This window comes from Streptomyces sp. CA-210063, from assembly GCF_024612015.1.
Classification (GTDB): domain Bacteria; phylum Actinomycetota; class Actinomycetes; order Streptomycetales; family Streptomycetaceae; genus Streptomyces.
Genome location: NZ_CP102512.1, coordinates 1,125,021 through 1,149,449 on the forward strand (window position 1 = coordinate 1,125,021; position 24,429 = coordinate 1,149,449).

Annotated in this window: 20 protein-coding genes; 11 read left to right on the forward strand and 9 right to left on the reverse strand. The window is 71.5% G+C overall.

From position 1 onward, the window contains the following. Positions 1-12: 12 nt before the first annotated feature. Complete coding sequence (locus JIX56_RS04915) at positions 13-1,203, reverse strand: zinc-dependent alcohol dehydrogenase (protein ID WP_257537528.1); 1,191 nt, start codon at positions 1,201-1,203, stop codon at positions 13-15. 215 nt (positions 1,204-1,418) lie between these two features. Here JIX56_RS04915 and JIX56_RS04920 point away from each other — a divergent pair, with 215 nt between their 5' ends. Continuing rightward, entirely contained in the window at positions 1,419-2,396 is a 978-nt protein-coding gene (locus tag JIX56_RS04920) for a DUF3048 domain-containing protein (protein ID WP_257537529.1), read from the forward strand. 10 nt (positions 2,397-2,406) lie between these two features. Here the strand turns inward: JIX56_RS04920 and JIX56_RS04925 are convergent, their stop codons facing one another. Then, positions 2,407-2,868, reverse strand: coding sequence for a MarR family winged helix-turn-helix transcriptional regulator (locus JIX56_RS04925; RefSeq protein WP_257537530.1), 462 nt, complete (start codon positions 2,866-2,868; stop codon positions 2,407-2,409). Between the two features lie 229 nt (positions 2,869-3,097). Here JIX56_RS04925 and JIX56_RS04930 point away from each other — a divergent pair, with 229 nt between their 5' ends. The 7 genes from JIX56_RS04930 (at position 3,098) to pcaDC (ending at position 9,728) form a co-directional block, all read left to right on the forward strand. Beyond that, positions 3,098-3,880: a CoA transferase subunit A gene (locus JIX56_RS04930; RefSeq protein WP_257537531.1), complete on the forward strand. Its 783-nt coding sequence runs from the start codon at positions 3,098-3,100 to the stop codon at positions 3,878-3,880. Continuing rightward, positions 3,880-4,527, forward strand: a complete 648-nt coding sequence (locus JIX56_RS04935; RefSeq protein WP_257537532.1) for a CoA transferase subunit B — start codon at positions 3,880-3,882, stop codon at positions 4,525-4,527. Before JIX56_RS04930 ends, JIX56_RS04935 begins: the two co-directional genes overlap by 1 nt. A 20-nt stretch (positions 4,528-4,547) precedes the next feature. Further along, on the forward strand, positions 4,548-5,750 hold the full coding sequence (locus tag JIX56_RS04940; protein WP_257550741.1) for a thiolase family protein: 1,203 nt from the start codon (positions 4,548-4,550) through the stop codon (positions 5,748-5,750). 140 nt (positions 5,751-5,890) lie between these two features. Then, positions 5,891-6,664 carry a protocatechuate 3,4-dioxygenase subunit beta gene (gene pcaH, locus JIX56_RS04945; RefSeq protein WP_257537533.1) on the forward strand — a complete coding sequence of 258 codons (774 nt, stop codon included), beginning with the start codon at positions 5,891-5,893 and terminating at the stop codon, positions 6,662-6,664. Positions 6,665-6,670: 6 nt separating this feature from the next. Next, positions 6,671-7,276: a protocatechuate 3,4-dioxygenase subunit alpha gene (gene pcaG, locus JIX56_RS04950; protein WP_257537534.1), complete on the forward strand. Its 606-nt coding sequence runs from the start codon at positions 6,671-6,673 to the stop codon at positions 7,274-7,276. Continuing rightward, positions 7,273-8,604 (forward strand): 3-carboxy-cis,cis-muconate cycloisomerase, encoded by a 1,332-nt coding sequence (gene pcaB / locus JIX56_RS04955; protein WP_257537535.1) that lies wholly within the window; start codon positions 7,273-7,275, stop codon positions 8,602-8,604. Before pcaG ends, pcaB begins: the two co-directional genes overlap by 4 nt. Continuing rightward, positions 8,601-9,728: a bifunctional 3-oxoadipate enol-lactonase/4-carboxymuconolactone decarboxylase PcaDC gene (gene pcaDC, locus JIX56_RS04960; protein ID WP_257537536.1), complete on the forward strand. Its 1,128-nt coding sequence runs from the start codon at positions 8,601-8,603 to the stop codon at positions 9,726-9,728. The genes pcaB and pcaDC overlap by 4 nt, the downstream gene beginning before the upstream one ends. 37 nt (positions 9,729-9,765) lie before the next feature. Here pcaDC and JIX56_RS04965 read toward each other — a convergent pair whose 3' ends face one another. After that, positions 9,766-12,438: an ATP-binding protein gene (locus JIX56_RS04965; protein WP_257537537.1), complete on the reverse strand. Its 2,673-nt coding sequence runs from the start codon at positions 12,436-12,438 to the stop codon at positions 9,766-9,768. Positions 12,439-12,745: 307 nt separating this feature from the next. Here JIX56_RS04965 and JIX56_RS04970 point away from each other — a divergent pair, with 307 nt between their 5' ends. After that, positions 12,746-13,792 (forward strand): DUF2510 domain-containing protein, encoded by a 1,047-nt coding sequence (locus JIX56_RS04970; protein WP_257537538.1) that lies wholly within the window; start codon positions 12,746-12,748, stop codon positions 13,790-13,792. Positions 13,793-13,980: 188 nt separating this feature from the next. On the opposite strand, the gene JIX56_RS04975 is transcribed toward JIX56_RS04970, so the two are convergent. Next, the gene (locus JIX56_RS04975) at positions 13,981-14,595 is read right to left on the reverse strand and encodes a TetR/AcrR family transcriptional regulator (protein WP_257537539.1); all 615 of its coding nucleotides are present in this window, start codon (positions 14,593-14,595) and stop codon (positions 13,981-13,983) included. 230 nt (positions 14,596-14,825) lie between these two features. Between JIX56_RS04975 and JIX56_RS04980 the strand changes: the two genes are divergently transcribed. Further along, positions 14,826-15,626 (forward strand): phosphatase PAP2 family protein, encoded by an 801-nt coding sequence (locus tag JIX56_RS04980; protein ID WP_257537540.1) that lies wholly within the window; start codon positions 14,826-14,828, stop codon positions 15,624-15,626. Continuing rightward, complete coding sequence (locus JIX56_RS04985; protein ID WP_257537541.1) at positions 15,623-16,591, forward strand: hypothetical protein; 969 nt, start codon at positions 15,623-15,625, stop codon at positions 16,589-16,591. Before JIX56_RS04980 ends, JIX56_RS04985 begins: the two co-directional genes overlap by 4 nt. A gap of 157 nt (positions 16,592-16,748) precedes the next feature. Here JIX56_RS04985 and JIX56_RS04990 read toward each other — a convergent pair whose 3' ends face one another. The 5 genes from JIX56_RS04990 to JIX56_RS05010 all read right to left on the reverse strand — a co-directional run bounded on the left by JIX56_RS04990 (position 16,749) and on the right by JIX56_RS05010 (position 24,226). Then, the gene (locus JIX56_RS04990) at positions 16,749-18,803 is read right to left on the reverse strand and encodes a phosphocholine-specific phospholipase C (protein ID WP_257537542.1); all 2,055 of its coding nucleotides are present in this window, start codon (positions 18,801-18,803) and stop codon (positions 16,749-16,751) included. A gap of 228 nt (positions 18,804-19,031) precedes the next feature. Then, positions 19,032-20,213, reverse strand: coding sequence for an XdhC family protein (locus JIX56_RS04995; RefSeq protein WP_257537543.1), 1,182 nt, complete (start codon positions 20,211-20,213; stop codon positions 19,032-19,034). A 180-nt stretch (positions 20,214-20,393) separates the two neighbouring features. After that, positions 20,394-22,592, reverse strand: a complete 2,199-nt coding sequence (locus tag JIX56_RS05000) for a xanthine dehydrogenase family protein molybdopterin-binding subunit (protein ID WP_257537544.1) — start codon at positions 22,590-22,592, stop codon at positions 20,394-20,396. Next, positions 22,589-23,569, reverse strand: coding sequence for an FAD binding domain-containing protein (locus tag JIX56_RS05005; protein WP_257537545.1), 981 nt, complete (start codon positions 23,567-23,569; stop codon positions 22,589-22,591). Before JIX56_RS05005 ends, JIX56_RS05000 begins: the two co-directional genes overlap by 4 nt. A 6-nt stretch (positions 23,570-23,575) precedes the next feature. Then, positions 23,576-24,226 (reverse strand): (2Fe-2S)-binding protein, encoded by a 651-nt coding sequence (locus tag JIX56_RS05010; RefSeq protein ID WP_257537546.1) that lies wholly within the window; start codon positions 24,224-24,226, stop codon positions 23,576-23,578. Positions 24,227-24,429: the final 203 nt, after the last annotated feature.

Genomic DNA, 24,429 nt, shown 5'->3' on the forward strand with positions numbered 1-24,429 from the left:
GGACAGTGACGGTCAGGGCTCCATCAGCACCTTCACCGCCCCGTCCTCCTTGCGCTGGAACATCGCGTACGCGTGCGGTGCCTCGGTGAGCGGCACCCGGTGGGTGGCGAAGGAGTCGACGCCGAGCGGGTCGTCGTCGGTGAGGAGCGGCAGGATGTCGTCGCTCCAGGTACGGACGTTGGCCTGGCCCATGCGCAGCCGGATCTGCTTGTCGAACATGGTGAGCAGGGGCAGCGGATCGACCTTGCCGCCGTAGACGCCGGAGAGGGAGATGGTGCCGCCGCGTCGTACGAGGTCGATGGCCGTGTAGAGGGCGGCCAGCCGGTCCACGCTGAGGTGTTCCGCGAACCGTGCCCCGATGGCCCGGGGCAGCAGTCCGGTCGCGTTCTGGGCGAGGCGGGCGGCCGCGCTGCCGTGGGCCTCGGTGCCGACGGCGTCGATCACCGAGTCGGGGCCGCGTCCGGCGGTCCGGTCCTGGACTGCGCTGACGAGATCCTTCTCGCTGTCGAAGTCCCGGAGGTCGAACGTCTCGACGCCCCGTTCACGCGCCCGGCGCAGCCGCTCGGGCACCAGATCGACTCCGAACACCTGCTCGGCGCCGCGCTGCTGGGCCACCCGGCAGGCCATGTCCCCGATGGGGCCGAGGCCGAGCACGGCGACGCTGCCGCCGGGCGGGATGTGCGCGTACTCGACCGCCTGCCAGGCGGTGGGGAGCACGTCGGAGAGATAGAGGAACCGGTCGTCGGGCGGCCCTTCCGGCACCTTGATCGGCCCGAACTGTGCCTGCGGGACGCGCAGGTACTCGGCCTGGCCGCCCGGGACCGCGCCGTACAGCCGGGTGTAGCCGAAGAGGGCCGCGCCCATGCCCTCGCCGGTGCACTGCGTGGTCTCGCACTGGGTGGGCAGCCCCGTGAGGCACATCCAGCAGTTGCCGCAGGCGATCTGGAACGGCACGACCACGCGGTCCCCGGCCGCCAGGTCCGGCACCCCGGCGCCGACCTCCTCGACGACGCCCATGGGTTCGTGGCCGAGGATGTCGCCCGGTGTCATGAACGGCGTGAGCACTTCGTACAGGTGCAGGTCGGAGCCGCACAGCCCGGTGGAGGTGATGCGCACGATCGCGTCCGTCGGCTCCTGGATCACCGGATCGGGCACGGTCTCCACGCGCACGTCCCGCTTGCCCTGCCACGTCACTGCCTTCATCGCGCCACGCTCCGTCCCTCGCCTCGGCCAGCAGGTCCGGCACGGGTACCCGGTGCCCCAACACCGAACCGCGCCGATCACCGAGGCTCCGGGACCAGTCTCCGACCCGATCCGCCCAGCAGAACGGACAGGTCAGAAACAATCGCGTATGGCTATCTATGAACTTATAAGCGCACAATCGGAGACAACTCGGAATGTGATGGGGCGCGGTGGGCATGGAAGTGAAAGCGCGGCGGGTGCGGCACCAGGGGGCCACGGGGTTGCTGCTCGCCGCCGTGACGGCGGGCGCCCTGCTGTCGGGCTGCACCGGGGGCGACTCGGACGACGACGGACGCGGAGAGAGCGAGGGCCGCCGTGACGACCAGGTCAGCACGGCACCCGTCGGCTCGATACTCGCCGTGAAGATCGACAACGTACGCGCGGCCAGACCCCAGACAGGTCTCGATGCCGCGGACATCGTCTACGCGGAGCAGGTCGAGGGCGGCCTGAGCCGACTGATGGCCGTGTACGCGACGAAGTTCCCGGAGACCGTCGGCCCGGTGCGCAGTGCCCGCGAGTCCGACCTGGAGCTCCTCCGCCAGTTCGACGAGCCGACCCTGGCCTTCTCCGGGGCCCAGAGCAAGCTGCTCCCCCTGATCGACAAGGCACCGCTGCGCGCCGAGACCCCGGGGGACACCGCCGACGCGTTCTACCGCGGCACCGACAAGCCCGCCCCGCACAACCTCTACCTGCGCCCCGGGAAACTCATCGACTCCCCACCCGGCGACGACGCCCTCACCACCGGCTTCCAGTACGGCCCGGCACCCACCGGCGGCACACCGGAGGACTCCCGCACGATCCGCTACCCGGCGGCCCGCTTCACCTTCACCTGGTCCGACGACCGCCAACGCTGGCTGGTCTCCATGGACGGCACGGAAACGGTCCTGACCGACGGCAACCGGGTGGCTCCGGCGACGGTGGTCGTGCAACACGTGACGGTACGCGAGTCCCAGTTCAAGGACTTCCGGGGCAACAACACGCCGTACACGGAGACCGTCGGCTCCGGCCGCGCCGAGGTCCTGCGCGACGGCCGGACGTTCGACGGGAACTGGGAGCGGAAGACGGACACGGACGGCACCAGCTTCACGACAACGGACGGCAAGCCGATGAACTTCGCGGAGGGGCAGGTGTGGGTGGTGTTCACGAAGGCATGACGCCGTGAAGCTAGTGGGCACCCATCGACTCGGCCGGGCTGCGCAACTCCTCCGCCGCATCGGCGACCCGCCGTATCAGCTCGAAGAACACCTCCTGCTCCTGCGCCGACAAGGGCGCCAGGAACACCTGGTTCATCCGGGCCGTCCGCACCGTGAGCTTGCGATGCGTCCGCACGCCCTCCTCGGTGAGGCGCAGCAGGAACCGTCGCCCGTCCTGCGGATCGCGCACCTTGTCGAGGAGCCCCCGCCGCCCGAGCCGGCTGATGACCTCGGACATCGTGGACCGGTCGAGCCCGACCCGCTCCCCCACCGTGCGCTGGTCGAGCCCCGGCTCGGCGACGAGCGTGTTGAGGACCGCGAACTGCGGCGAGGTGATCTCCTCGGAGACCATCACGTTCCACAGCAGGTAGTGGGCCTGCTGCAGCCGTCGGGCCAGGTGCCCGGGGTGGGTGGAGAGGTCCACCGCGGCCATGTTCGCTCCTCGGCTCGGCTCAGTCGGACATGCTCGGTAATTCGTCCGTGCACTGAACGATACTCGCCACCCACCGGGGCGTGTCCATCACCATGTACACAGATGACCTCGCTGTTCTCGGGCCTTGACGGGAAAGCCGACGAGTGGCAGCGTGAAGGAAACTTCACTGAAATGCTCAGTGCCCTGATTAACTGGTCACCGAGTGCTCGGACGAGATGGGGCCTCACGGATGGACAAGGTGGTCGCCACGGCCCTGGAGGCAGTGGCCGATGTGCCGGACGGCGCGACACTCGCCGTCGGCGGGTTCGGGCTGAGCGGTGTGCCGAACGTGCTGATCCAGGCGTTGTACGAGCGTGGGATCTCGGGTCTCGGAGTGGTGTCGAACAACTGCGGGGCCATGGACACGGGCCTCGCGGTCCTCCTCGCGGCGGGCCGGATCGCCCGGGTGACCGGTTCGTACATCGGGGCGAACAAGGAGTTCGCGCGACAGTACCTCGCCGGTGAGCTGGAGGTCGAGATGATCCCGCAGGGCACACTCGCCGAGCGGCTGCGCGCCGGCGGCGCTGGCATCCCGGCGTTCTTCACCCCGGCCGGCGTGGGCACCCAGGTCGCCGAGGGCGGGCTGCCCTGGCGCTACGACGGCGACGGCGGCGTCTCGCTGGCCTCGCCGCCGAAGGAGGTCCGCGAGTTCGACGGCACCGAGTACGTGCTGGAGCGCGGCATCCGTACGGACTTCGCGCTCGTCCGCGCGGCCAAGGGCGACCGGCACGGCAACCTGGTCTTCAACAAGTCCTCCCGCAACTTCAACCCCCTCTCCGCGATGGCCGGCAAGGTCACGATCGCCGAGGTGGAGGAGCTCGTCGAGCCCGGCGAGATCGACCCGGACGCGGTCCACCTGCCCGGCATCTTCGTGCAGCGCGTCATCGCCCTCACCCCCGAGCAGGCGGCGGACAAGAAGATCGAGAAGCGGACGGTCTCCGCCTCCGCCGCAGAGGGAACGGTGAGCGAGTAATGGCCTGGAACCGCGAGCAGATGGCCGCCCGAGCCGCACGTGAGCTCGAAGACGGCCAGTACGTCAACCTCGGCATCGGCCTGCCGACCCTGATCCCGAACTACCTCCCCGACGACGTCGAGGTGATCCTGGAGTCCGAGAACGGGATCCTCGGCACCGGCCCCTACCCGACCGAGGACCAGGTCGACCCCGATCTGATCAACGCCGGCAAGGAGACCGTGACGGTCCTGCCCGGAGCCTCGTACTTCGACTCGGCACTGTCGTTCTCGATGATCCGCGGCGGCCACATCGACGTCGCGGTGCTCGGCGCGATGCAGGTCTCCGCCGGCGGCGACCTGGCCAACTGGGCCATCCCCGGCAAGATGATCACCGGGATCGGCGGGGCGATGGACCTGGTCCACGGCGCCCGTACGGTCATCGTGGTCATGACCCACACCGCCAAGGACGGCTCGGCGAAGATCCTTGAGGAGTGTGCGCTGCCGCTGACCGGCAAGGCGTGCGTGAACCGGATCATCACCGACCTGGGCGTGCTCGACGTGACCGACGAGGGCCTGGTGCTGGTGGAGACCGCGCCCGGTGTCACCGCCGAGGAGATCGTCGCGAAGACCGCCGCCAAGCTGCGCATCCCCGAGGAGATCCCGTCATGAACAAGGGTCCGAGCAACGGCCTGAGGGACGTCTACATCGTCGACGCGGTCCGCACCCCCATCGGCCGCTACAACGGCACTCTGGCGGGCCTGCGCCCCGACGACCTGGCCGCCCACGCCATCCGTGAACTCCTCGCCCGTACGCCGGACCTGGACCCGGCACGGATCGAGGACGTGTACTTCGGCAACGCCAACGGCGCCGGTGAGGAGAACCGCAACGTCGGCCGCATGGCCGCGCTGCTCGCGGGCCTGCCGACCTCCGTGCCCGGCGTGACCGTCAACCGCCTCTGCGCCTCCGGCCTGGAGGCCGTGATCCAGGCGGCCCGCGCCATCGCGCTCGGCGACGCCTCGATCGCCGTGGCCGGCGGGGTCGAGTCCATGACCCGCGCCCCGTACGTGCTGCCCAAGAGCGAGAGGCCCTTCCCCGCCGGGCACACCGAGCTGTACTCGACCACGCTGGGCTGGCGCATGGTCAACCCGAGGATGGACCCGCAGTGGACCATCCCGCTCGGCGAGTCGGCCGAGCTCATCGCCGACAAGCACAAGATCAGCCGGGAGCAGCAGGACGAGTTCGCGCTCGCCTCCCACCAGAAGGCCGCCAAGGCGCAGGCCGAGGGTCTGTTCGACGGTGAACTCGCTCCCGTCTCCATCCCGCAGCGCAAGGGCGATCCGGTCGTCTTCGGCGCCGACGAGTGCGTACGGGCCGACGCCTCCCTCGCCGCGATGGCCAAGCTGAAGCCGTCCTTCCGCACCTCCGAGGGGACGGTCACGGCCGGCAACGCCTCGCCGCTGAACGACGGTGCGGCCGCGCTGCTGCTGGTGGACGAGGAGGGCCTGGCGGCCACCGGTCGCGAGCCCCTCGCCCGGGTCTCGGCGTCCGGTGTCTCCGCGATCGATCCGCACTACTTCGGACTCGCCCCCGTCGAGGCGGTGACGCGTGCGCTGGCCAAGGCGGGCAAGGGATTCGGCGACCTGGACGTCCTGGAGCTGAACGAGGCGTTCGCCGCGCAGGTGCTCGGGTGTGTCGCCGAGTGGCCCGAGTTCGACACCGCGATCCTCAACCCGCGGGGCGGTGCGATCGCCCTTGGCCATCCGCTCGGGGCCTCGGGTGCGCGGCTCGCCGGCACGGTTGCCCATCAGCTCGCGCGCAAGGGCAGTGGCGTCGGCGTCGCCACGCTGTGCATCGGAGTGGGGCAAGGACTCGCCCTCGTATTGGAACGTTGAGCACCGTTTGCGACTGCGGGCCGTATATGGCTGGTCGCGCCCGCGCGGCGGAGCCGCATATCGATACAGCCCCGCGCCCCTTACGGGGCGCTGCGCCACCCCCGATTCAACGGAACCGTCAGAGACCTCAGGAACCCGGTATGACACTCACCCAGCACGACATCGACCAGGAGATCGCGGCCGAGCACGCCGCCTACGAGAAGCGGGTCGCCGACGGTGCGCCGGTCGAGCACCAGCCCCGCCGTGACTACGCCCCGTACCGCTCCTCGGTGCTGCGGCACCCGAAGCAGCCGCCCATCGGCATCGACGTCACCAAGGACCCGGAGCTGGTGGAGCTGTCCTCCCCCGCCTTCGGCGAGCGGGACATCACCGAGATCGACAACGATCTGACCCGGCAGCACAACGGCGAGCCGATCGGTGAGCGCATCACCGTCTCCGGCCGTCTCCTCGACCGTGACGGGCGCCCGCTGCGCGGCCAGCTGGTCGAGATCTGGCAGTCCAACTCGGCGGGCCGCTACGCGCACCAGCGCGAGCAGCACGATGCGCCGCTGGACCCGAACTTCACCGGCGTCGGCCGCACGCTGACCGACGACAACGGGCACTACCACTTCACGACGATCCAGCCGGGCCCGTACCCGTGGCGCCAGCACGTCAACGCCTGGCGGCCGGCCCACATCCACTTCTCGCTCTTCGGCTCGGCGTTCACGCAGCGGCTCGTGACGCAGATGTACTTCCCGAGCGACCCGCTGTTCCCGTACGACCCGATCATCCAGTCCGTGACGGACGACGCGGCCCGGCAGCGGCTGGTCGCCACATACGACCACAGCCTGTCCGTGCCGGAGTTCTCGATGGGCTACCACTGGGACATCGTGCTCGACGGGCCGAAGGCCACCTGGATCGAAGAAGGGCGCTGACCTGCCATGACGAAGATCGACACAAACCGCGCGGAGACGGTGCTCCCGACCCCGTCGCACACGGTCGGCCCCTTCTACGGCCACGCCCTGCCGTTCCCCGGCGGCGGCGACATCGCCCCGCTCGGCCACCCGGACACCATCTCCCTCCAGGGCTACATCCTCGACGGCGAGGGCAACCCGCTGCCGGACGCCTTCCTGGAGCTGTGGGGCCCGGACCCGGACGGCAACCTCTCCCAGGTCGACGGCTCCATGCGCCGCGACCCGGCGAGCGGCGGCTTCCTGGGCCGCAACGGCGTGGAGTTCACCGGCTGGGGCCGCGTCCAGACCGACGCCAACGGGCACTGGACGGCGCGTACGCTGCGGCCCGGCGCGCGCGGACGGAACGCGCCGTACATCAGCGTGTGCGTCTTCGCGCGCGGCCTGCTCGTCCACCTGTTCACCCGGATCTACCTGCCGGGCGACGAGGCCGCACTGGCCGCCGACCCGCTGCTCTCCCGGGTGGAGGAGCCGCGCCGGGGCACACTGATCGCCGAGGACCAGGGCAGCGGCACCTACCGTTTCGACATCCGCCTTCAAGGCGAAGGCGAGACGGTCTTCCTGGAGTTCCAGTGACTTCTGCTGTTCCCGACACCGGTCTGCTCGCGCCCGGGTGGACCGGTTCCCCGGCCGCCGCCGCGACGAGCGACACCGCCTATCTCCAGGCGCTGCTCGACGCCGAGGCCGCACTGGCCCGCGCCCAGGCCACGCTGGGGCTGGTCCCCGCCGCGGCCGGGACGGCGGTGACCTCGGCGGCGGACGCCGACGCCTTCGACACGGCGTCGCTCGCCGAGCGCGCCCGCGGCGGCGGCAACCCGGTGATCCCCCTGGTCGCGGACCTCACCGAGGCGGTCGGCACGGAGTACGGCCCGTACGTCCACCGGGGCGCGACCAGCCAGGACATCATGGACACGGCGACGATGCTGGTCGCCGCACGCACCCTCGACCTGGTGCTGGCCGACCTCGGCCGCACCGAGGCCGCCCTGGCCTCGATCGCCGCCGCGCACCGGGACACCGCGATGCCCGGGCGCACCCTCACCCAGCACGCCGTGCCGACGACCTTCGGGCTGAAGGCGGCGGGCTGGCGTTCGCTGGTCCTGGACGCCCGGGACCGGCTCGCGGTCGTACGCGCGAGCCTGCCCGCCCAACTCGGGGGCGCGGCGGGCACGTTGGCGGCCTTCACGGTCTTCGGGTCGGCCGACACCCAGGCATTGAGCGCCACCTACGCCCGTGAACTCGGCCTGCATGAGCCCGAGTTGCCCTGGCACACCCTGCGCACCCCGATCGCGGACCTCGCCGGAGGGCTGGCGTTCACCGCCGGTGCCTTGGGGAAGGTCGCGGTGGACTTCCTCACCCTCGCCCGCACCGAGATCGCCGAGGTGGCGGAGGGCAGCGGGGGCGGTTCGTCGGCGATGCCGCACAAGGCGAACCCCGTGCGGTCCACGCTGATCGCGGCGGCGGCCCGGCGGGCGCCCCAGCTGGCGGCGACGTTGTACGGGTCGCTGGCCGCCGAGGACGAGCGGCCGGCCGGGGCGTGGCACGCCGAGTGGGAGCCGTTGCGCGATCTGCTCCGGCTGGTCGGGGGCGCCGCCCGGGACGCGGTGGAGCTCACCCAGGGTCTTAGGGTGAACGTCGACGCGATGCGGCAACACCTGGACCTCACCCACGGGTTGATCGTCTCCGAGCGGCTGGCCGCCGAGCTGGCCCCCGTGCTCGGCCGGGCCCGCGCCAAGGAACTGCTCACCCGGGCCGCCAAACGCGTCTACGCCGAGGGCCGACCGCTGGGTGAACTGCTCGCCGAGGAGCCGGAGTTGAAGGACCTCGACCTGGCGGACCTCACCGACCCCACCCGCTACACCGGCTCCGCCGGAGCCCTCACCGACCGTGCCCTGGAGCGACGTTGACGGACAAGCTGCTCAACCACCGTGCGGAGGGCCCTGCTTCCGCTCCTCCGCTGCTGCTCGGCCCTTCCCTCGGCACCTCCACCAAGCTGTGGGACAAGGTGGCGCCCGACTTGTCGATCACGCACCGGGTGATCCGCTGGGACCTGCCGGGACACGGCGACTCCCCCGCCGGCCTGATCACCCCGGGCGCGACGGTCGCCGATCTGGCCGGACTCGTGCTGGCCCTGGCGGACTCGCTGGGCATCGAGCGGTTCGCGTACGCGGGCGTGTCCCTCGGCGGCGCGGTCGGGCTGCACCTCGCCGCGCACCACCCGGAGCGGGTCGCGTCCCTCGCCGTGATCTGCTCCTCGGCCCACTTCAACGGCGCCAAGCCGTGGCGGGAGCGCGCCGAGCTGGTGCGCCGGGAGGGGCTGGCCGGGGTCGCCGAGACGGCGAACTCCCGTTGGTTCACGCCCGGGTTCACGGTGCCGGAGCTGGTCGACGACCATCGCGACGCCGACCCGGACGCGTACGCGGCCTGCTGTGACGCGCTCGCCGCGTTCGACATCCGCGAGGACCTGTCGAGGATCACCGCGCCGACCCTTCTCATCGCCGGCCGGCAGGACCCGGCGACACCGCCCGCGCATCTGCGGGAGATCGCGGACGCGGTGCCGGGGTCGTCCCTCACGGAGATCTCCGGCGCCTCCCATCTCGCCCCGGCCGAACGCCCGGAGGCCGTACTGGCCGCGCTGCGCGGGCACTTCGACGGCTACGCGAAGCGCGGTATGGAGGTGCGCCGCCAGGTCCTCGGGGACACGCACGTGGACCGCGCGCAGTCCCGGCAGACACCCTTCACGGCACGCTTCCAGGACTTCATCTCCCGCTACGCCTGGGGCGAGATCTGGACCGACCCGACGCTGTCCCGCCGCGAGCGCAGCATGATCACGCTGACCGCGCTGGTGGCCCACGGCCACTACGACGAGCTGGCCATGCATGTCCGGGCGGCCCGCCGCAACGGCCTCACCCCGGAGGAGATCGGTGCCGTACTCCTCCAGACCGCCGTGTACTGCGGCGTCCCGGCGGCGAACTCGGCGTTCGCGGCGGCTCAGCGCGTGCTCGCCGAGGAGGACGGGGAGCAGGCCTGACCGGTGGGCGGGACCCGGGAGGCCGCTTCGCCCGGCGTCAGCCGATCCGGGCGAGTGCCTCCTGTGCCTTCTCGACCAGGCCGTCCGCGCCGCAGGACTCGGCCAGGGTCAGGCCCCGGTTGAGTTCTGCGGTCGAGCGGGTGGCGATGCCGTATTCGACGCGGGCCGCGGCGTGCTCGAAGGCGGAGGGTGAGGCCGCCAGGTAGGTGACCGCCTTGGCGTACAGGGAGGCGGCCTTTTTGCCGGTGGCGAGGTAGGCCTCGACGCGCAGTGCTTCTCCGATGGCGGTGTCCGTGCCGAGGCGTTCGGCACGGCGGCGGACGGTCACGGCGAGTTCGGCGGCGCGGCGCGGGTCCTCGGAGGCGAGGGCGCGGGCGAGGTCTCCGCCCCAGGGAGCGATGACCGTGTTGTGGTGCCCCCGGGCGGCCGCCGCCTTCTCGGCGGCCTCCAGTTCGTTGATGCCGTCCTTGGTACGGCCGACGGCGAGCAGCAGCCGGCCCCGTACGGAGCGGGGGTCGGGCAGCACGATGGTGGACGGGTACGGGGGCGCGAAGCGCTGCTCCTCGGCGACGTTCCAGGCCTCCTGGACATGGCCGCGGGCGAGCAGCGTGTCGACGAGATTGCAGGTCGACGTCCAGTGCAGGGGCAGTCCGCGGCCGACCCGTTCGGCGTAGGCCAGCGACTTGCGCAGGGATTTCTCCGCGTCCTTGAGACGGCCCCGCATGCGATGTCCGTGTCCCACGTAGGCGTGGGCCAGGGCGAGATGGCCGCCGGTCCACCCGGCGGTCTCGTAGGTGCGCAGGGCCTCCGTGTAGAGGCTCTCCGCCCGGTCGAGCCGGTCCGCGTAGGCGTAGGCGATGGCCAGCATCAGCAGCAGTTCGATGCCCCATTCGCTGTCGGTCCAGCCGAGGCCCGGTGCCAGGCGGCCGTTGACGAGGGCGCGGTCGCAGAACTCGACGACCTCCTCGGCGTTCTCGCCCCGCGCCACCGCGTCGAAGCCGCGCAGGATGAGCAGCGCGCGCTCGGAGTTGTCATTCCCGGTGCAGGTCGCGGCGAGGGCGGCGAGCTCCCGGGAACGGGTCGGCGAGAGCTCCACGTCGGCGTGGATGACCTCCCACATGTAGTGCGCGGCCTGAAGCCGCATCCGGGCCGGGCCCGGTTCCAGCCGGGCGGCCTCCGCGTCGACCGTGCGGACGGCCTCCTCCAACTGGTCGTTGTGGAGCAGCACCTGGGAGAGACGGAAGACGGCGTCCACGCGCTCGGCGCTGTCGAGGCCCGGTTCGGCGAGCGCCGAGCGGAGGTATTCGACGGTGGTGGCGGGTGAGGTGAGGAGGGTGGCGCAGCCCAGTTCGTAGAGCACGCTGGCCCGGACGTCCGGCAGCGGAGGCTCCTTCAGCGCTCGCTCCAGACAGCGGCGGGCAGCGTCCGGGGCGCCCACGGCGAGGTGTTCCGTCGCGGCGGCCCGCAACTGCTCGACCAGATCGGCCTCGCCGTCCGGGTGCACTTCGATGAGGTGGCGGGAGGCGGCCGCGGGGCCGCGCCCGGACTCGGTGACGACGGTCGCGGCCACTCCGTGGAACGCGGTGCGGACGCCCGGCGGGATCGAGTCGTAGACGGCGGTGGCGATCAGCGGGTGCACGAACTCCAGGTCGCCGTCGTCCACCTGCCGGTTGGCCGGGTCGGGCTCGGTGAGGATGCGCGCCTGGGTCAGCAGGTCGGCGCACTCCTTCGCCGTGTCCCGGGACAGGGAGGCGAGGCGGGCCACGATGTCCACGGTGATACCGGTGTGGAGGATGGCCGCGGCCCAGGCGAAACGCGTGGCTTCGACGCCGAGTTTTTCGAGGCGGGCGACGAGGCCGTCCCCACGCGCCGTGTTGTTCAGCGCGCGGAGTTTGGCGGCGGAGTCCTCGACCGGGTCCAGCTGGCTGTCCTTCACCTTGGCGAGGAGTTCGACCGTGAGGTACGGGTTGCCGCCGGTGACGGCCCACACCTCGCGGCAGAACGCGTCGTCCGCATGTTCACCGACCGCGGTGCGGGTGAGCCCGGCGGCGGCTTCGGGGGTGAGCGCGCTGATCCTGGTGACGGGGGCGGCGTCGGCGGCGACCGACTGGAGATGGCGGGCCCGCTCGCCGGTGGCCTCGCCGGGGCGGCGGGCGACCACGACGAGGACGCACATCTCGGTGAGCCGTCCGGTGAGTTCGGACAGCCAGTGCAGGGTCTCCTGGTCGGCCCAGTGGGCGTCGTCGATCAGGAGCACGAGCGGCCAGGTCCGCCGGGCGAGGCGGTTCACAGCGGCGACGATCCCGTCGCACACGTGCTGCGGGTCGGCCGGTGTCCCGCCCGGCTCGACGAGCCCGAGCGCCGGTCCGGCGATGTCGTACCAGTCGCCCAGGTAGTCGCGTGTCTCCCCCTCCAGCAGCCCCAGCAACGCGGGTTGCAGCAACTGCCGTACGACGTTGAAGGGGACGGATGTGACGGTCTCGCCGCCGCGTGCGTACCAGGCCGTACAGCCGCGTTCCTCGGCGATCCGGCGGGCCTCGGTGAGGAGGGCGGTCTTGCCGATGCCCGCCTCGCCGCTGAACACCAGGACACTGCCCGGGGACGCCTTGTCGGCACGGAGTTCGTCGATCGCCTGTGTGATGACGGCGATCTCCGCGTCGCGCTCCCACAGGGAAGCCGAGGCGGCCGCATCGGGCCGTGCCTCCGTCATCCCGCTACCTCCCCAGGTCGCCCAAACGACGTACAGGTCATTGAGCGTAGCCCTCTGGCTGCCGAAGTGGAGGCCGGTCCGGGCACCTATTGCCGTGTCGGGTGACAACGCGGGGCGCGGGGTCGACGCATCCGGCCGCCCACCTGCCGCGTTGAAAGTGATCGACAGTCAACTGCCTGCACGCGGGGCACTCTTCCCGCAGCGCCTCGTCGGCAGGCTCGGTGGGCAGCTTCAAAAATCGGGGGCGCGTGCACGAATGACGGTCCCCTCTCATCCGCTTCTCACTCCGGCCTCATACGGTTGCTCCATGACGCAGGTGACTCCTCCCGGCTGGTACCCCGATCCCGGGCAGACAAATGACGCGCCCGCCACCGAGCGCTGGTGGGACGGCAAGGCATGGACGGACCAGGTCCGGCCCGCGGGTTCGGCCGCGGGGTTCGGTCCCCCGGCCTACCCGCCGGGCGCGGGCCCGTACCCGCCGGGGGCCGGCCCCTACCCGCCCGGGGCCGGGGCCCATCCCGGGTACCCGGGATACCCGGTCGCGGCTCCGAAGCGCGGCCTGCGCACCGGGATAGCCGTCGCCGTGGCGGCGGCGGTCCTGGCCAGCATCGGGGTCGGCGTGTACGCCCTGACCAGCAACGACGGTGGCAGTGAGGGCAGTACGACGTCCCAGGGCTCCGGCGGGCAGAACGGCCAGGGCGGTGCCGACGGCGGGCCGGGCGGCAACTCCGGCGGCCAGGGCGGACCCGGTGGGTCGGGCGGCTCAGGCGGCCAGACCCCGGCGCCCGACGGGTCCGGGCAGCCGCCGCAGACCGAGGAGGGGTACGCCACCGACTCGGCCAGCGGCATCAGCATCCCGGTGCCCGACGGCTGGGTCGCCTCGCCGTTGCAGATCGGCGTGCAGGTGACGACGGAGGCGTCGTACGAATGCCCGGCCGACGCCTCGAAGACCTGCACGCGCGGCGGCGCCTACTCCATGCCCGCCGAGGTGCTGAAGCTGAAGGCCACCACGGCCGAGGCGGCGGCCAAGGAGGACATCGCCCAGAGCGCCGAGGCGGCCTACGGCACCGAGGGCTACGGGAAGATCACCTCGCACGAGGAGCTGGCCTCCGAGGCGGTGACCGTGGCCGGCGAGAAGGGCTACTTCGTGCGCTGGAAGGTGGTCACGAGCAAGGGCGACGACGGCTATGTCGAGTCGCTCGCGTTCCCGTCCCCGGCCGACTCCTCGCAACTCGTCGTGGTCCGCTTCGGCATCGACGTGAGCGACGAGGCGCCCGAGCAGACGGTCATCGACGACATCACCAAGGGCATCAAGAAGGCGTCGATCAGCGGCGGCAGCGGTCAGGACGTGTGATCCTTCACACCCCCGAACGCCCCTTCGTGCCCTTCGCACCCCTTGGCGCCGCCGAAAGGTCGGCCGGGTGGGATTCCTCTCCGCTCCAGAGGAACCCCACCCGGCCGGGGGTTACGCGCCGCCCCCGTCCCCACGGTGCGGCGCGATCAGGTCGTCGTCCGGTCAAGCCACGGACGGCGGCCTGAGTCTCAGGTAAGGCCGAGCGTCGGGAGCACGGCCGCCTCGATGAACTTGATGATGTACGTCTCGTCCGCGTCCTGGCCCTCCAGGACCGGGCGGGCCCGCAGCACGCCGAAGATCTGCGCCGGGATGAACTCCAGCGCGGGGTGGTCCTCGGGGACCTCGCCCCGGGCGACACCACGGTCGATCATCGCCTTGAGCGCCTCGATCTCCGGCTCGACCAGCGCGTCACGCAGGGCCGACTGCAACTCCTCGTCCTGGACGACCGCGTGGCCGAGCGCCTGGAACAGCCGGCCCTCCAGGACGTAGCCCTCACCGGCGTGCCGGGCCACCTCGCGCAGGTCCCCGGCGAGGGTGCCGGTGTCGATCCCGCCGAAGCGGGCACTGCGGCGCGCGCGCAGCGCGGCGGCCACGAACTGCGGCTTCGTCCTCCACTGACGGTAGAGCGTCGACTTGCTGCACCGCGTGCTCGCGGCGACGCCCTCCATGGTCACCGAGTCGTAACCGCACTCACGGATCTGTTCGAGCACGGCGTCGAAGAACTCCTGCTCACGCTCGGGCGTGAGCTTGGAGCGGCGCGAGGCGACGGCCGTCTCCGGCCCGTCCGCTGCCTGCGACGTCATGGCTCCCGTCTCCTTCGGTCGTCCCCTGCCGAAAGGCCTGTCGAAACGCCACTGTACCGGAACGCCTTCGTATCGGTACAGTGCCGTATCGATACCCCCTCGTTTCGGTACCGTGGCGTATCGGTACACTCCCGTATCGGTACTACCGCGTATCGGTACTACCGCGTATCGATCGCTTGTACCGCCATGAGAACCAGCGCCACCAGCGCCGTCAGTGAAAGGGCCGGGGGATGGAATGCCGCACCGAGCCTGCAGAAGAGCGGGCGGCCGCGATACCGCGGCCGCCGCTCGTCCGTGAGTTCCTGCTCGTCGCAGGGCTCTTCCTCGTCTACAAGTTCGGCCGGGCACTGGCCGACGGCCACACCGCGGAGGCCTTCCGCAACGCCCACCAGGTGTGGGACTGGGAACGGGCCCTGGGTCTGCCGGGCGAGGGCTCCGTGCAGTCCGCGCTGCTGCACGGCGACACGCTGGTCCACATCGCGAACGTCTACTACGCGACCGTCCACTTCCCGGCCACCGCGGCCTTCCTGGTCTGGCTCTATCTGCGGCGCCCCGCGCACTACGTCTGGGCGCGCCGTGTCCTCGCCGCCCTCACCGCCGCCGCCCTGCTGCTGCACCTCGCCTTCCCGCTGGCCCCGCCGCGGATGCTGGACGTCGCGGGCCTCGTCGACACCGGACAGGCGTACGGGCCGACGGTCTACTCCGCGACCCCGGCGACGGACTCCATGGCGAACCAGTTCGCGGCGATGCCCTCGCTGCACTTCGGCTGGGCCCTGATGGTCGCGGTCGGCCTGATCGCCGCGACCCGCTCCCGGCTGCGTTGGCTCTGGCTGCTGCACCCGCTGGTGACCCTGATCGTGATCGTCGGCACCGCGAACCACTACTGGCTGGACGCGATCGTGGCGGGCGCGCTGCTCGCCGGCGCCCTGGCCGCGATCCAGCTCCCGCAGCGGACGGCCACGACCGCCGGGCAGCGTTCCCCGGCCCTCGTACCGGCCGAGGAGCCCGTCCTGGTGGGAGCGGGCCGATGAACGCCACCCTCGTCGCCGTCGCCCTCTCCCTGGTCTCCGCCGTCGCCTACGCGGCCGCCGCCGTGGCGCAGGAGCGGCTCGCCTCCCGCAGCGCCGACGCGGGCGTACGGCGGATGCTCGCCAGCGGCGCCTGGTGGAGCTCGGTCGCGCTGAACGCCGGGGCCGCGCTGCTGCATGTGGTGGCCCTCAAGTACGGCCCCCTCACCGTGGTGCAGCCCCTCGGCGCGCTGACCCTCGTGGCCGCGGTACCACTCGGTGCGCGGGTGGCCGGGCGCCGGGTCACCGCGACGGAGTGGCGCGGTACCGCGTTCACGCTCGCGGGTCTCGCCGCGATCCTGGTCGTCGCGTCGGGGTCCGCCCCGGACGACGTGCTGAGCGTTCCGGAAGCCCTGGCCGTGGCCGGCGCGACCGTCGCCCTGATCGGCCTCCTCTCCCGTCCCGGCACGAAGCCCGGGCTGCGCCACGCCACCGCCTCCGGCATGGCCTCGGGCGTCGCCTCCGCGCTCACCCAGACCGTGACGGTCGCCGCGACCGACCGCTCCGGGCCCCTCCTCGGCGTCCAGGTGGTCGTGGTCGCCCTCCTGGTCGCCGCGTTCGCCGTGGGCGGCCTCTTCCTCTCCCAGACCGCCTACCGAGGCGGCCTCGGCGCGCCCCTCGCGGTCGTGACCCTCGCCAACCCGCTGGCCGCCGCCGTGATCGGCCTCTCCCTCCTCGGCGAGGGCCTGCGGGGCGGCGTGGCGGGGATGGTGCTCGCCGTGGCGGGAGCGGCGGTGGCGGCACGCGGGGTGGTCCTCCTGACCCGGGTGACGCCGGTCGAGCGCCGGGAGTCGGAGCCCGTGCCTGTGGGCGAGGACCACCCGGTGGCAGCCGTACTCGCGCTGGAGCCCCGGCACGCCCCGACGGAGCCGTCGCTGCTCCCCCTCCAGCCGGGCTCCCCGGCACCGGGACACCTCACTCCCCTCTGAGGCCCGGGGGGGGGAGGCGACGCTGACCGGCGCTCGCAGGGTGCTGCCTGCGCGGCTGCGGCGCCCCCTGAGGCCGCAGGCCTCAAGGGGCGCGGGGGAACTGCGCGGGCAACCACCGACGACCCGCAGTCGCCCGGTCACAGCTCCCCCCGAGCTACTAGGCGCCCGACGGCCCCCCGAGCGCCGGATCGCTCACCCCGGGCCGCCCGTTCTCCACGTGCCCGGCGAACCTCCGGAGGAACGACGTGCCGGAGGTGACGGTCAGGTCGTACCAACGCCGACTCGCCCGCAGATCCACGACGTGCCGGACGGTCGCCCCGGCCCGCACCTTGACCGTGCGGGAGCGCCCGCCGTACGCACTGTCGACCTTCAGACTCACCGTGCCCGAGCCCTTGTTGGTGAAGGTCAGTTCGACGTCGTCGCCGACATGCCGCGCGGTCACCTCAGGCCCGCCCGTCTTCCCCTGCCCCTTGAAGACCCGCAGGAAGCCGTTGGGACCGCGCACCGTCAGGTCGTACGAGCCGTCCGAGGAGGCCGGGCTCCAGGTGTCCGAGACGGACTTGCCGGCCTCGGTGGTGTACGTCCAGGGCCCGTCCGTGCGGTTGCCGGAGGTGACGAGGAACGTACCGCCCGCCTTGCCGCCGGAGGCGAACGTGAGGGTGAAGGTCCCGGCCTTCGGATCGGCCGAACCATCCACCTTGGGCGCGTACTTGAGCGGCCGGGCCGGGCGCAGTCCCCGCTCCTGCCGAGGCATGCCGGTGACGGCCGGCACGGTCGGCCGGTAGTCGGGGTGGCGCTCCCGGTCCGGCGGCTCGTACCCGTCGGTGTCCGGCAGCGCGGCCGGCCGGCTGTCCTTGCGGGAGAAGTCGAACGCGGCGGTGAGGTCACCGCAGATGGCCCGCCGCCACGGCGAGATGTTCGGCTCCTTCACCCCGAACCGGCGCTCCATGAACCGTACGATCGAGGTGTGGTCGAGGGTCTCGGAGCAGACGTATCCGCCCTTGCTCCAGGGCGAGACGACCAGCATCGGCACCCGCGGGCCGAGACCGTACGGCCCGGCGACATGGGTCGAGCTGCCCGCGAAGAGGTCCGGGCCGACGTCGACCGTGGACTTGCCGTGGGACGCGTCGCGCGGCGGCAGCGGCGGCACGAGGTGGTCGAAGAAGCCGTCGTTCTCGTCGTACGTGATGAACAGCGCGGTCTTCGCCCAGACGGCCGGGTTGGAGGTGAGCGCGTCCAGGACCTGGGAGATGTACCAGGCGCCGTAGTTCGAGGGCCAGTTGGAGTGCTCGGAGAAGGCCTCGGGCGCGGTGATCCAGGAGATCTGCGGCAGCTTGCCCGCCTTGACGTCCGCCTTCAGCAGGTCGAAGTAGCCGTCGCCGGCCTTCACGTCCGTACCGGTGCGGGCCTTGTCGTACCAGGGGTCGCCGGGCTTCGCGCCCCGGTACTTGTTGAAGTAGAGCAGCGAGTTGTCGCCGTAGTTGCCGCGGTAGGCGTCCTGTATCCAGCCCCAGGAGCCGGCCGCGTCCAGTCCGTCGCCGATGTCCTGGTAGATCTTCCAGGAGATCCCGGCCGCTTCGAGGCGCTCGGGGTAGGTCGTCCAGTCGTAGCCGACCTCGTCGTTACCGAGGACGGGGCCGCCGCCCTTGCCGTCGTTGCCCGTGTAGCCGGACCACATGTAGTAGCGGTTCGGGTCGGTCGAGCCGATGAACGAGCAGTAGTAGGCGTCGCAGACGGTGAACGTGTCGGCGAGGGCGTAGTGGAACGGGATGTCCTCACGGGTCAGGTACGCCATGGTCGTGGTGCCCTTGGCCGGCACCCACTTGTCGTACTTGCCCTTGTTGTAGGCGGCGTGCCCGTCGGGCCAGCTGTGCGGCAGGCCCTCCAGGAACTGCATCCCGAGGTCGTCGGCCTCGGGGTGGAACGGCAGCACGTCCTTCGTGCCGTCCGACTGGTGCCACACCGATCTGCCGTTGTCCAGCGTCACCGGATGCGGGTCACCGAAGCCCCGCACCCCTCTCAGCGCGCCGAAATAGTGATCGAAGGACCGGTTCTCCTGCATCAGGACGACGATGTGCTCGACATCCTCGATCGTGCCGGAACCGTGGTAGGCGGGCAGCGCCGCGGCCCGCTGGATGCTGGCCGACAGTGCGCTGAACGCGGTAGTGGCGCCCGCTACTTGGAGGAATCGCCGCCGGTTGACTTCAGGCATGGGTGGATGACCTCTTGTCCTGACGTGGTGCGTGGAATGTGACCTGCGCGAAAGGAATGGTCCAAGAGGAACCAATGCCGGGGAAGGGCCTGTGGCGCGCGTGTGACGGGCGGAGGACCGCGACGCGAACAGCGCCGGGCAGGCGCGCCACCGACGCGCACTGCGCCCCTTCCGTCTGGTCGGTCACTCGGGGCGAGCCGGTGATCACCCGGGAGACCGTGCCGCGTCCTACACGGGCGCTGCGGCTACGGCTACGGTGTCGAGGCTGGGCCGGCCGCCGGCCGCGCTGGACGGGTCGGGCACCGGACGGTGGATCGGGCCCGTCCCCCGGGAGAGGGGGAAACCGCTCCCGCCGTTGGTCGAGGCAATGACCTCGGCCACGATGGAGACGGCCGTCTCTTCGGGTGTGCGGGCTCCGAGGTCGAGGCCGATCGGGGAGTGCAGACGGGCGAGGTGTTCGTCGGTCACGCCCTGTTCGCACAGGAGGCGAAGACGCTGTTCGTGCGTACGCCGCGATCCCATGGCCCCGACGTAGCCGACGGGCAGGTCGAGGGCCAGCCGTAGCAGGGGGATGTCGAACTTGGCGTCGTGGGTGAGGACGCAGACGGCGGTACGGGCATCCACTTTCGTGCGTTGCAGGTAGCGGTGGGGCCAGTCGACCACGACCTCGTCGGCGTGCGGGAAGCGGGCGCGCGTGGCGAAGACCGGGCGGGCGTCGCAGACGGTGACGTGGTAACCGAGAAAGTTCCCGGCCTGGCTGAGGGCCGCCGCGAAGTCGACGGCCCCGAAGATCAGCATGCGGGGGCGGGACGCAGCCACGTGGACGAGGACGGACAGCCGGTCCGGGCAGGTGTCGGCGTCTCCGCCCAGCTCGATGCGGGCGGTACGTCCGGACCGTAGCAGGGCGCCCGCCTGTGCGGTCACCGCGCGGTCCGTCTGCCCTCCGTCCAGGGTTCCGTAGGAAGCGGTGCCGTCGGCGAGGACGCACAGCATGCGGCCCACCAGGTCGGCAGGGCCGTCGACGACCTGCGCCACGGCGGTGGGCCTGCCCTGGACGATCTCATCCAGGGCGGCGCCGAGATCGGGGTCGGAAGCGGGATCGACGCGCTGGACGAGGACGTCGAGTTCGCCGCCGCAGGTCAGGCCGACGGCGAAGGCGTCGTCGTCGGAGTAGCCGAACCAGGCGCGCTGGGGGGCGCCTCGGTCGCACAGCACCTGCCGGCACAGGTCGTGGACGGCTCCCTCGACACAGCCGCCGGAGATACTGCCGACCACGTTGCCGTCGGCGTCGACAGCGACCGAGGTACCGGTCGGCAGGGGTGCGCTGCCACGGACGTCGACGACGGTGGCCAGGGCGAAGGGGCGCGCTTCGCGGCACCAGCGGTGCAGTGTGTCCGCGATGTTCAGCATGGGCGGTTTCTCCGTGAGGGCGACGTAGGTCGCGAGGTGGGGGGCGGGCCGCCGCCGCGCCGCGGGGGAGCGTCTGTGCGCGGCGGCGGCCCCTGGGTCCGGCGGCCGGGTAGGGGCTACCGGACGGTGGATGAGTGCCCCGGGACCGGGTCGCTCCCCGATGCCCCGGGGGCACTCGGCTCAGAGCAGTGCTTCGGCCGTGATGGGCAGTTCACGGACGCGGCGGCCGGTGGCGTTGAAGACCGCGTTGGCGATGGAGGCCGCCACCCCGACCTGGACGACCTCACCGAGCCCCTTGACGCCGAGCGGGTTGGCCTGCGGGTCCTCGCCCTCCAGGTAGATCGCCTTGAGGTCGGGGATGTCGGCGTTGACGGGTACGAGGTAGTCGGCGAGGTTGGCGTTGACGATCCGGCCGTCGCGGTGGTCGGTGACCGTGTGCTCGAGCAGCGCCTGACCGATGCCGCCGACCATGCCGCCCAGCGCCTGGCTGTCGGCGAGTTTGGGGCTGACGATGCGACCCGCGTCGTACACACCGAGCATGCGCCGCACCCGGACCAGACCGAGGGTGGCGTCGACGCCCACCTCGGTGAAGACCGCGCCGTAGGCGTAGTAGGCATGCCGCGCGGGATCCGGCGCCCCGGCGTACGAGCCGTCGGCTTCGAGGTGGGTGAGGTTGTTGCGGGTCAGGAGCCGCTGGTAGGTCTCGCCGCGTGCCGGGGCGCCCTGCACATGTAGCCGGCCGCCGCGCACCACGATGTCCTCGGCCTTGACGCCGTACAGGGGTGATTCCTCGTCCTCGACGGCCAGCTCGATCGCCTGCCGGCGGACCTTGTCGCAGGCGTCGAGGACGGCGGAGCCGACAGCGGTCATGGTCATCGAGCCGCCGTGCGGCGAGGTCGGCGGGTAGAGCGAGTCGCCGAGCCGGAAGGTCACCGCGCGCATGGTCAGCCCGAGCGCGTCCGCGGCCACCTGGGTCTGGGAGGTGTAGGTACCCGGCCCCATGTCGCTGGTGGCGGCCTCGGCCACCGCGGTGCCGTCCGCGTCCAGGCGGGCCCGGGCCTGCGCGGGGAAACGCCCGGGGTCGTACACCCCCGTGGCCATGCCCAGACCGATCAGCCAGTCGCCGTCACGCGTCGAGCGGGGCTCGGGGTCGCGCCGGTTCCAGCCGAACTCCCGGGCGCCCACGGTGTAGCACTCGCGCAGCCGACGGGTGGACCAGGGCAGCCCGTTCGCCGGGTCCTCGGCCGGCTCGTTGCGCCGGCGCAGCTCGATCGGATCGATACGGAGCCGGCCCGCGAGTTCGTCCATGGCCGACTCGATGGCGAAGGACGCGCTCGCGAAGCCCGGACCGCGCATCCACAGCGGCGTGTTCACATCCAGCGGCACCAGCCGGTAGGCCTGACGCACGTCGGACATGCTGTAGGTCATCTGCCCGGCGAGCATGATGGCCTCGGTGAACTTCTCGTACGACGAGGTCTCGCCGTCCATCTCGTGGACCGCCGCGGTCAGCCGGCCACGCCGGTCGCTGCCCAGCCGCAGCCGGTACTCGTACGAGGGCCGGAAGGCGGTGTGCAAGTACATCTGCTTGCGGCTGAGGACCACCTTGACGGGGCGTTTCATCTCCCGGGCGGCCAGCGCGGCGACCACGGTGTGCGGCCAGCAGCGCAGCCCGCTGCCGAAGCCGCCCCCGACGAACGGCGAGATGACCCGCACGGATGTCAGGGGCAGGTCGAACACCGTGGAGAGTTCCGTCTGCGTGCCCACCACCCACTGCGTCTTGTCCCACACGGTCAGCTTGTCGCCGTCCCAGCGGGCGATGGTGGCGTGCGGCTCCATCGGGTTGTGATGGTTGCGGGCCATGCGGTACGTCAGATCCAGCCGTACGGCCGCGTCACGCAGACCGGCTTCGGCGTCGCCACGCGCGTAGCGGGTCGGCTCGTCCGGCTCGGCGTCGGCCATGTCGGTCGAGGGCCGCTGTGCGTCGTAGCGGACGTCGACGAGGCTCGCGCCGTGCTGCGCGGCCTCCAGGGTGGTGGCGAGGACGACGGCGACCGGCTGGCCGTGGAAGAGGACCCGGTCGTCCTGGAAGACCCGCAGGCGCCGACCGGGCGGATTGTTCGAACCTTGGGAGTTGTCGCGGTACGGCAGCGTCGGCGCGTTGCCGTGATGGATCACCCGCAGCACGCCCGGGTGGGCCAGCGCGGCGTCCGTGTCGATGGACGTGATGCGGCCACGGCCGATACTGGCGTTGACGATGACCGCGTGCACGGCCCCGTCGACGTCGAACTCGGCGGCGTACAGCGCCTTCCCCGTGACCTTCAGCCGCCCGTCCACCCGGGACAGCGGCGCGCCCACGGCGGCCTGCGGCTGGGGGCTCACCTTGTACCTCCTACGATGCGCAGCTGACGTGCGACGGTCCGCTTGAGCAGCTCGACCTTGAAGCGGTTGTGCTCCAGCGGGCGAGCCCCCTTGGCCGCATGGTCGGCGGCGGCTGCCCACAGAGCGTCCGAGGGGCGTTCGCCGACCAGGTACACCTCCACGGCGGGCAGCTTCCAGGGCACGGTGCCCACCCCGCCGGCGGCGACCTTCGCCTCCTGGATCACCCCACCGCGCACGTGCAGCGCGACCGCCGCCGAGGTCAGGGCGAACTCGTAGGACTGCCGGTCGCGCACCTTCAGATAGCCGGACTTCAGCGGACGCGGAAGCGCCGGGACCTCCACCGCTGTGATCAACTCCCCCTGTTTCAGGGACTGTTCACGATTCGGGGTCTTCCCCGGCCGCAGCAGGAAATCGGCGAAGGGGACGCGGCGCTCCCCGTCCGGGCCCAGCAGGTGCACGGTCGCCTCCAGCGCGGCGAACGCCACGGCGACGTCGGAGGGGTGCGTGGCCACGCAGTCCTCGGAGGTGCCGAGGATGGCGTGCGTGCGATTGCGGCCCTTCAGCGCGGCGCACCCCGAGCCGGGGTCTCGCTTGTTGCAGGCGGCTGTGACGTCGCGGAAGTAGGTGCAGCGGGTGCGCTGCATGATGTTGCCGCCGATGGTCGCCATGTTGCGCAACTGGGCCGACGCGCTCAGCTCCAGCGCCTCGGAGATGACGGGGAAGAGCGTACGGACCTTGGGGTGGGCGGCGGTCTCGGCCATGCTCGCCAGCGCACCGATGCGCAGCCCGCCCCGCTCGGTGACGGTGACCTCGCGCAGCGGCAGATCGCTGATGCCGACCAGACTCTCGGGACGCTCTACGGTCTCCCGCATCAGATCGACCAGGGTGGTGCCCCCGGCGATGTAACGCCCGCCTCGGCGACCGGCGTTGAGGGCATCACGGGTGTCAGCGGCCTTCGTGAAGGAGAAGGGATGCATCGGTCCTCACTTCCTGGCGGCGGTCTGCTCGACCGCGCGCACGATCTTCACGTAACAGCCGCAGCGGCAGATGTTGCCGCTCATCCACTCCCGGATCTCCTCCGGCGAACCGGTGTGGCCCTCCTCGATGCAGCCGACGCCGGACAGGATCTGTCCCGGCGTGCAGTAGCCGCACTGGAAGGCATCCTCATCGATGAACGCCTGCTGCAGCGGGTGCAGTCGGTCACCCTCGGCCAGCCCCTCGATGGTGGTGACCTCGACGCCCTCCACACGGACGGCGAGCGTCAGGCAGGAGTTGACCCGCTGCCCGTCGACCAGCACCGTGCACGCGCCACAGGCCCCGGCGTTGCAGCCCTTCTTCGAGCCGGTCAGCCCGAACTGCTCGCGCAGCAGATCCAGCAGCGACGTGCGGTTGTCGACCGTCACCGTCCGCCGGGTGCCGTTGACCGTCAGGGAGACGCTGCTGGAGGGCGGCCTCTCGGCGGCGGCCACCTCCTCCGGCCCGAAGAGGGACATCCCTCCAGCCAAGCCACCGGCGATGACAGCACCACCGACCGCGGTAGTGGCGACGAAGGTGCGTCGGGTCGGCGTTACCGGGGTCTCGGCGGAGTCGGTGGGGGGCGGAGCGTCTGGATCGGTGAACTCTGTGGAGGACATACGAACGCTTTCGGACTCGGCGGATGGGGAACCAGGTCTGCACGTCGGCAGGGACTGGGCGAATCCCGTGACTTCATCACCACCGGGCGCTGGGGCATTCGTATGTACTACGGGGCCCGCGGTTGGTCACGTCGGGCAGTCTTGCATCGTCAGCATCAAGGGTGGGAGGGAGAGATTTCTCCCTGGATGTTTTCCTCTCAGGG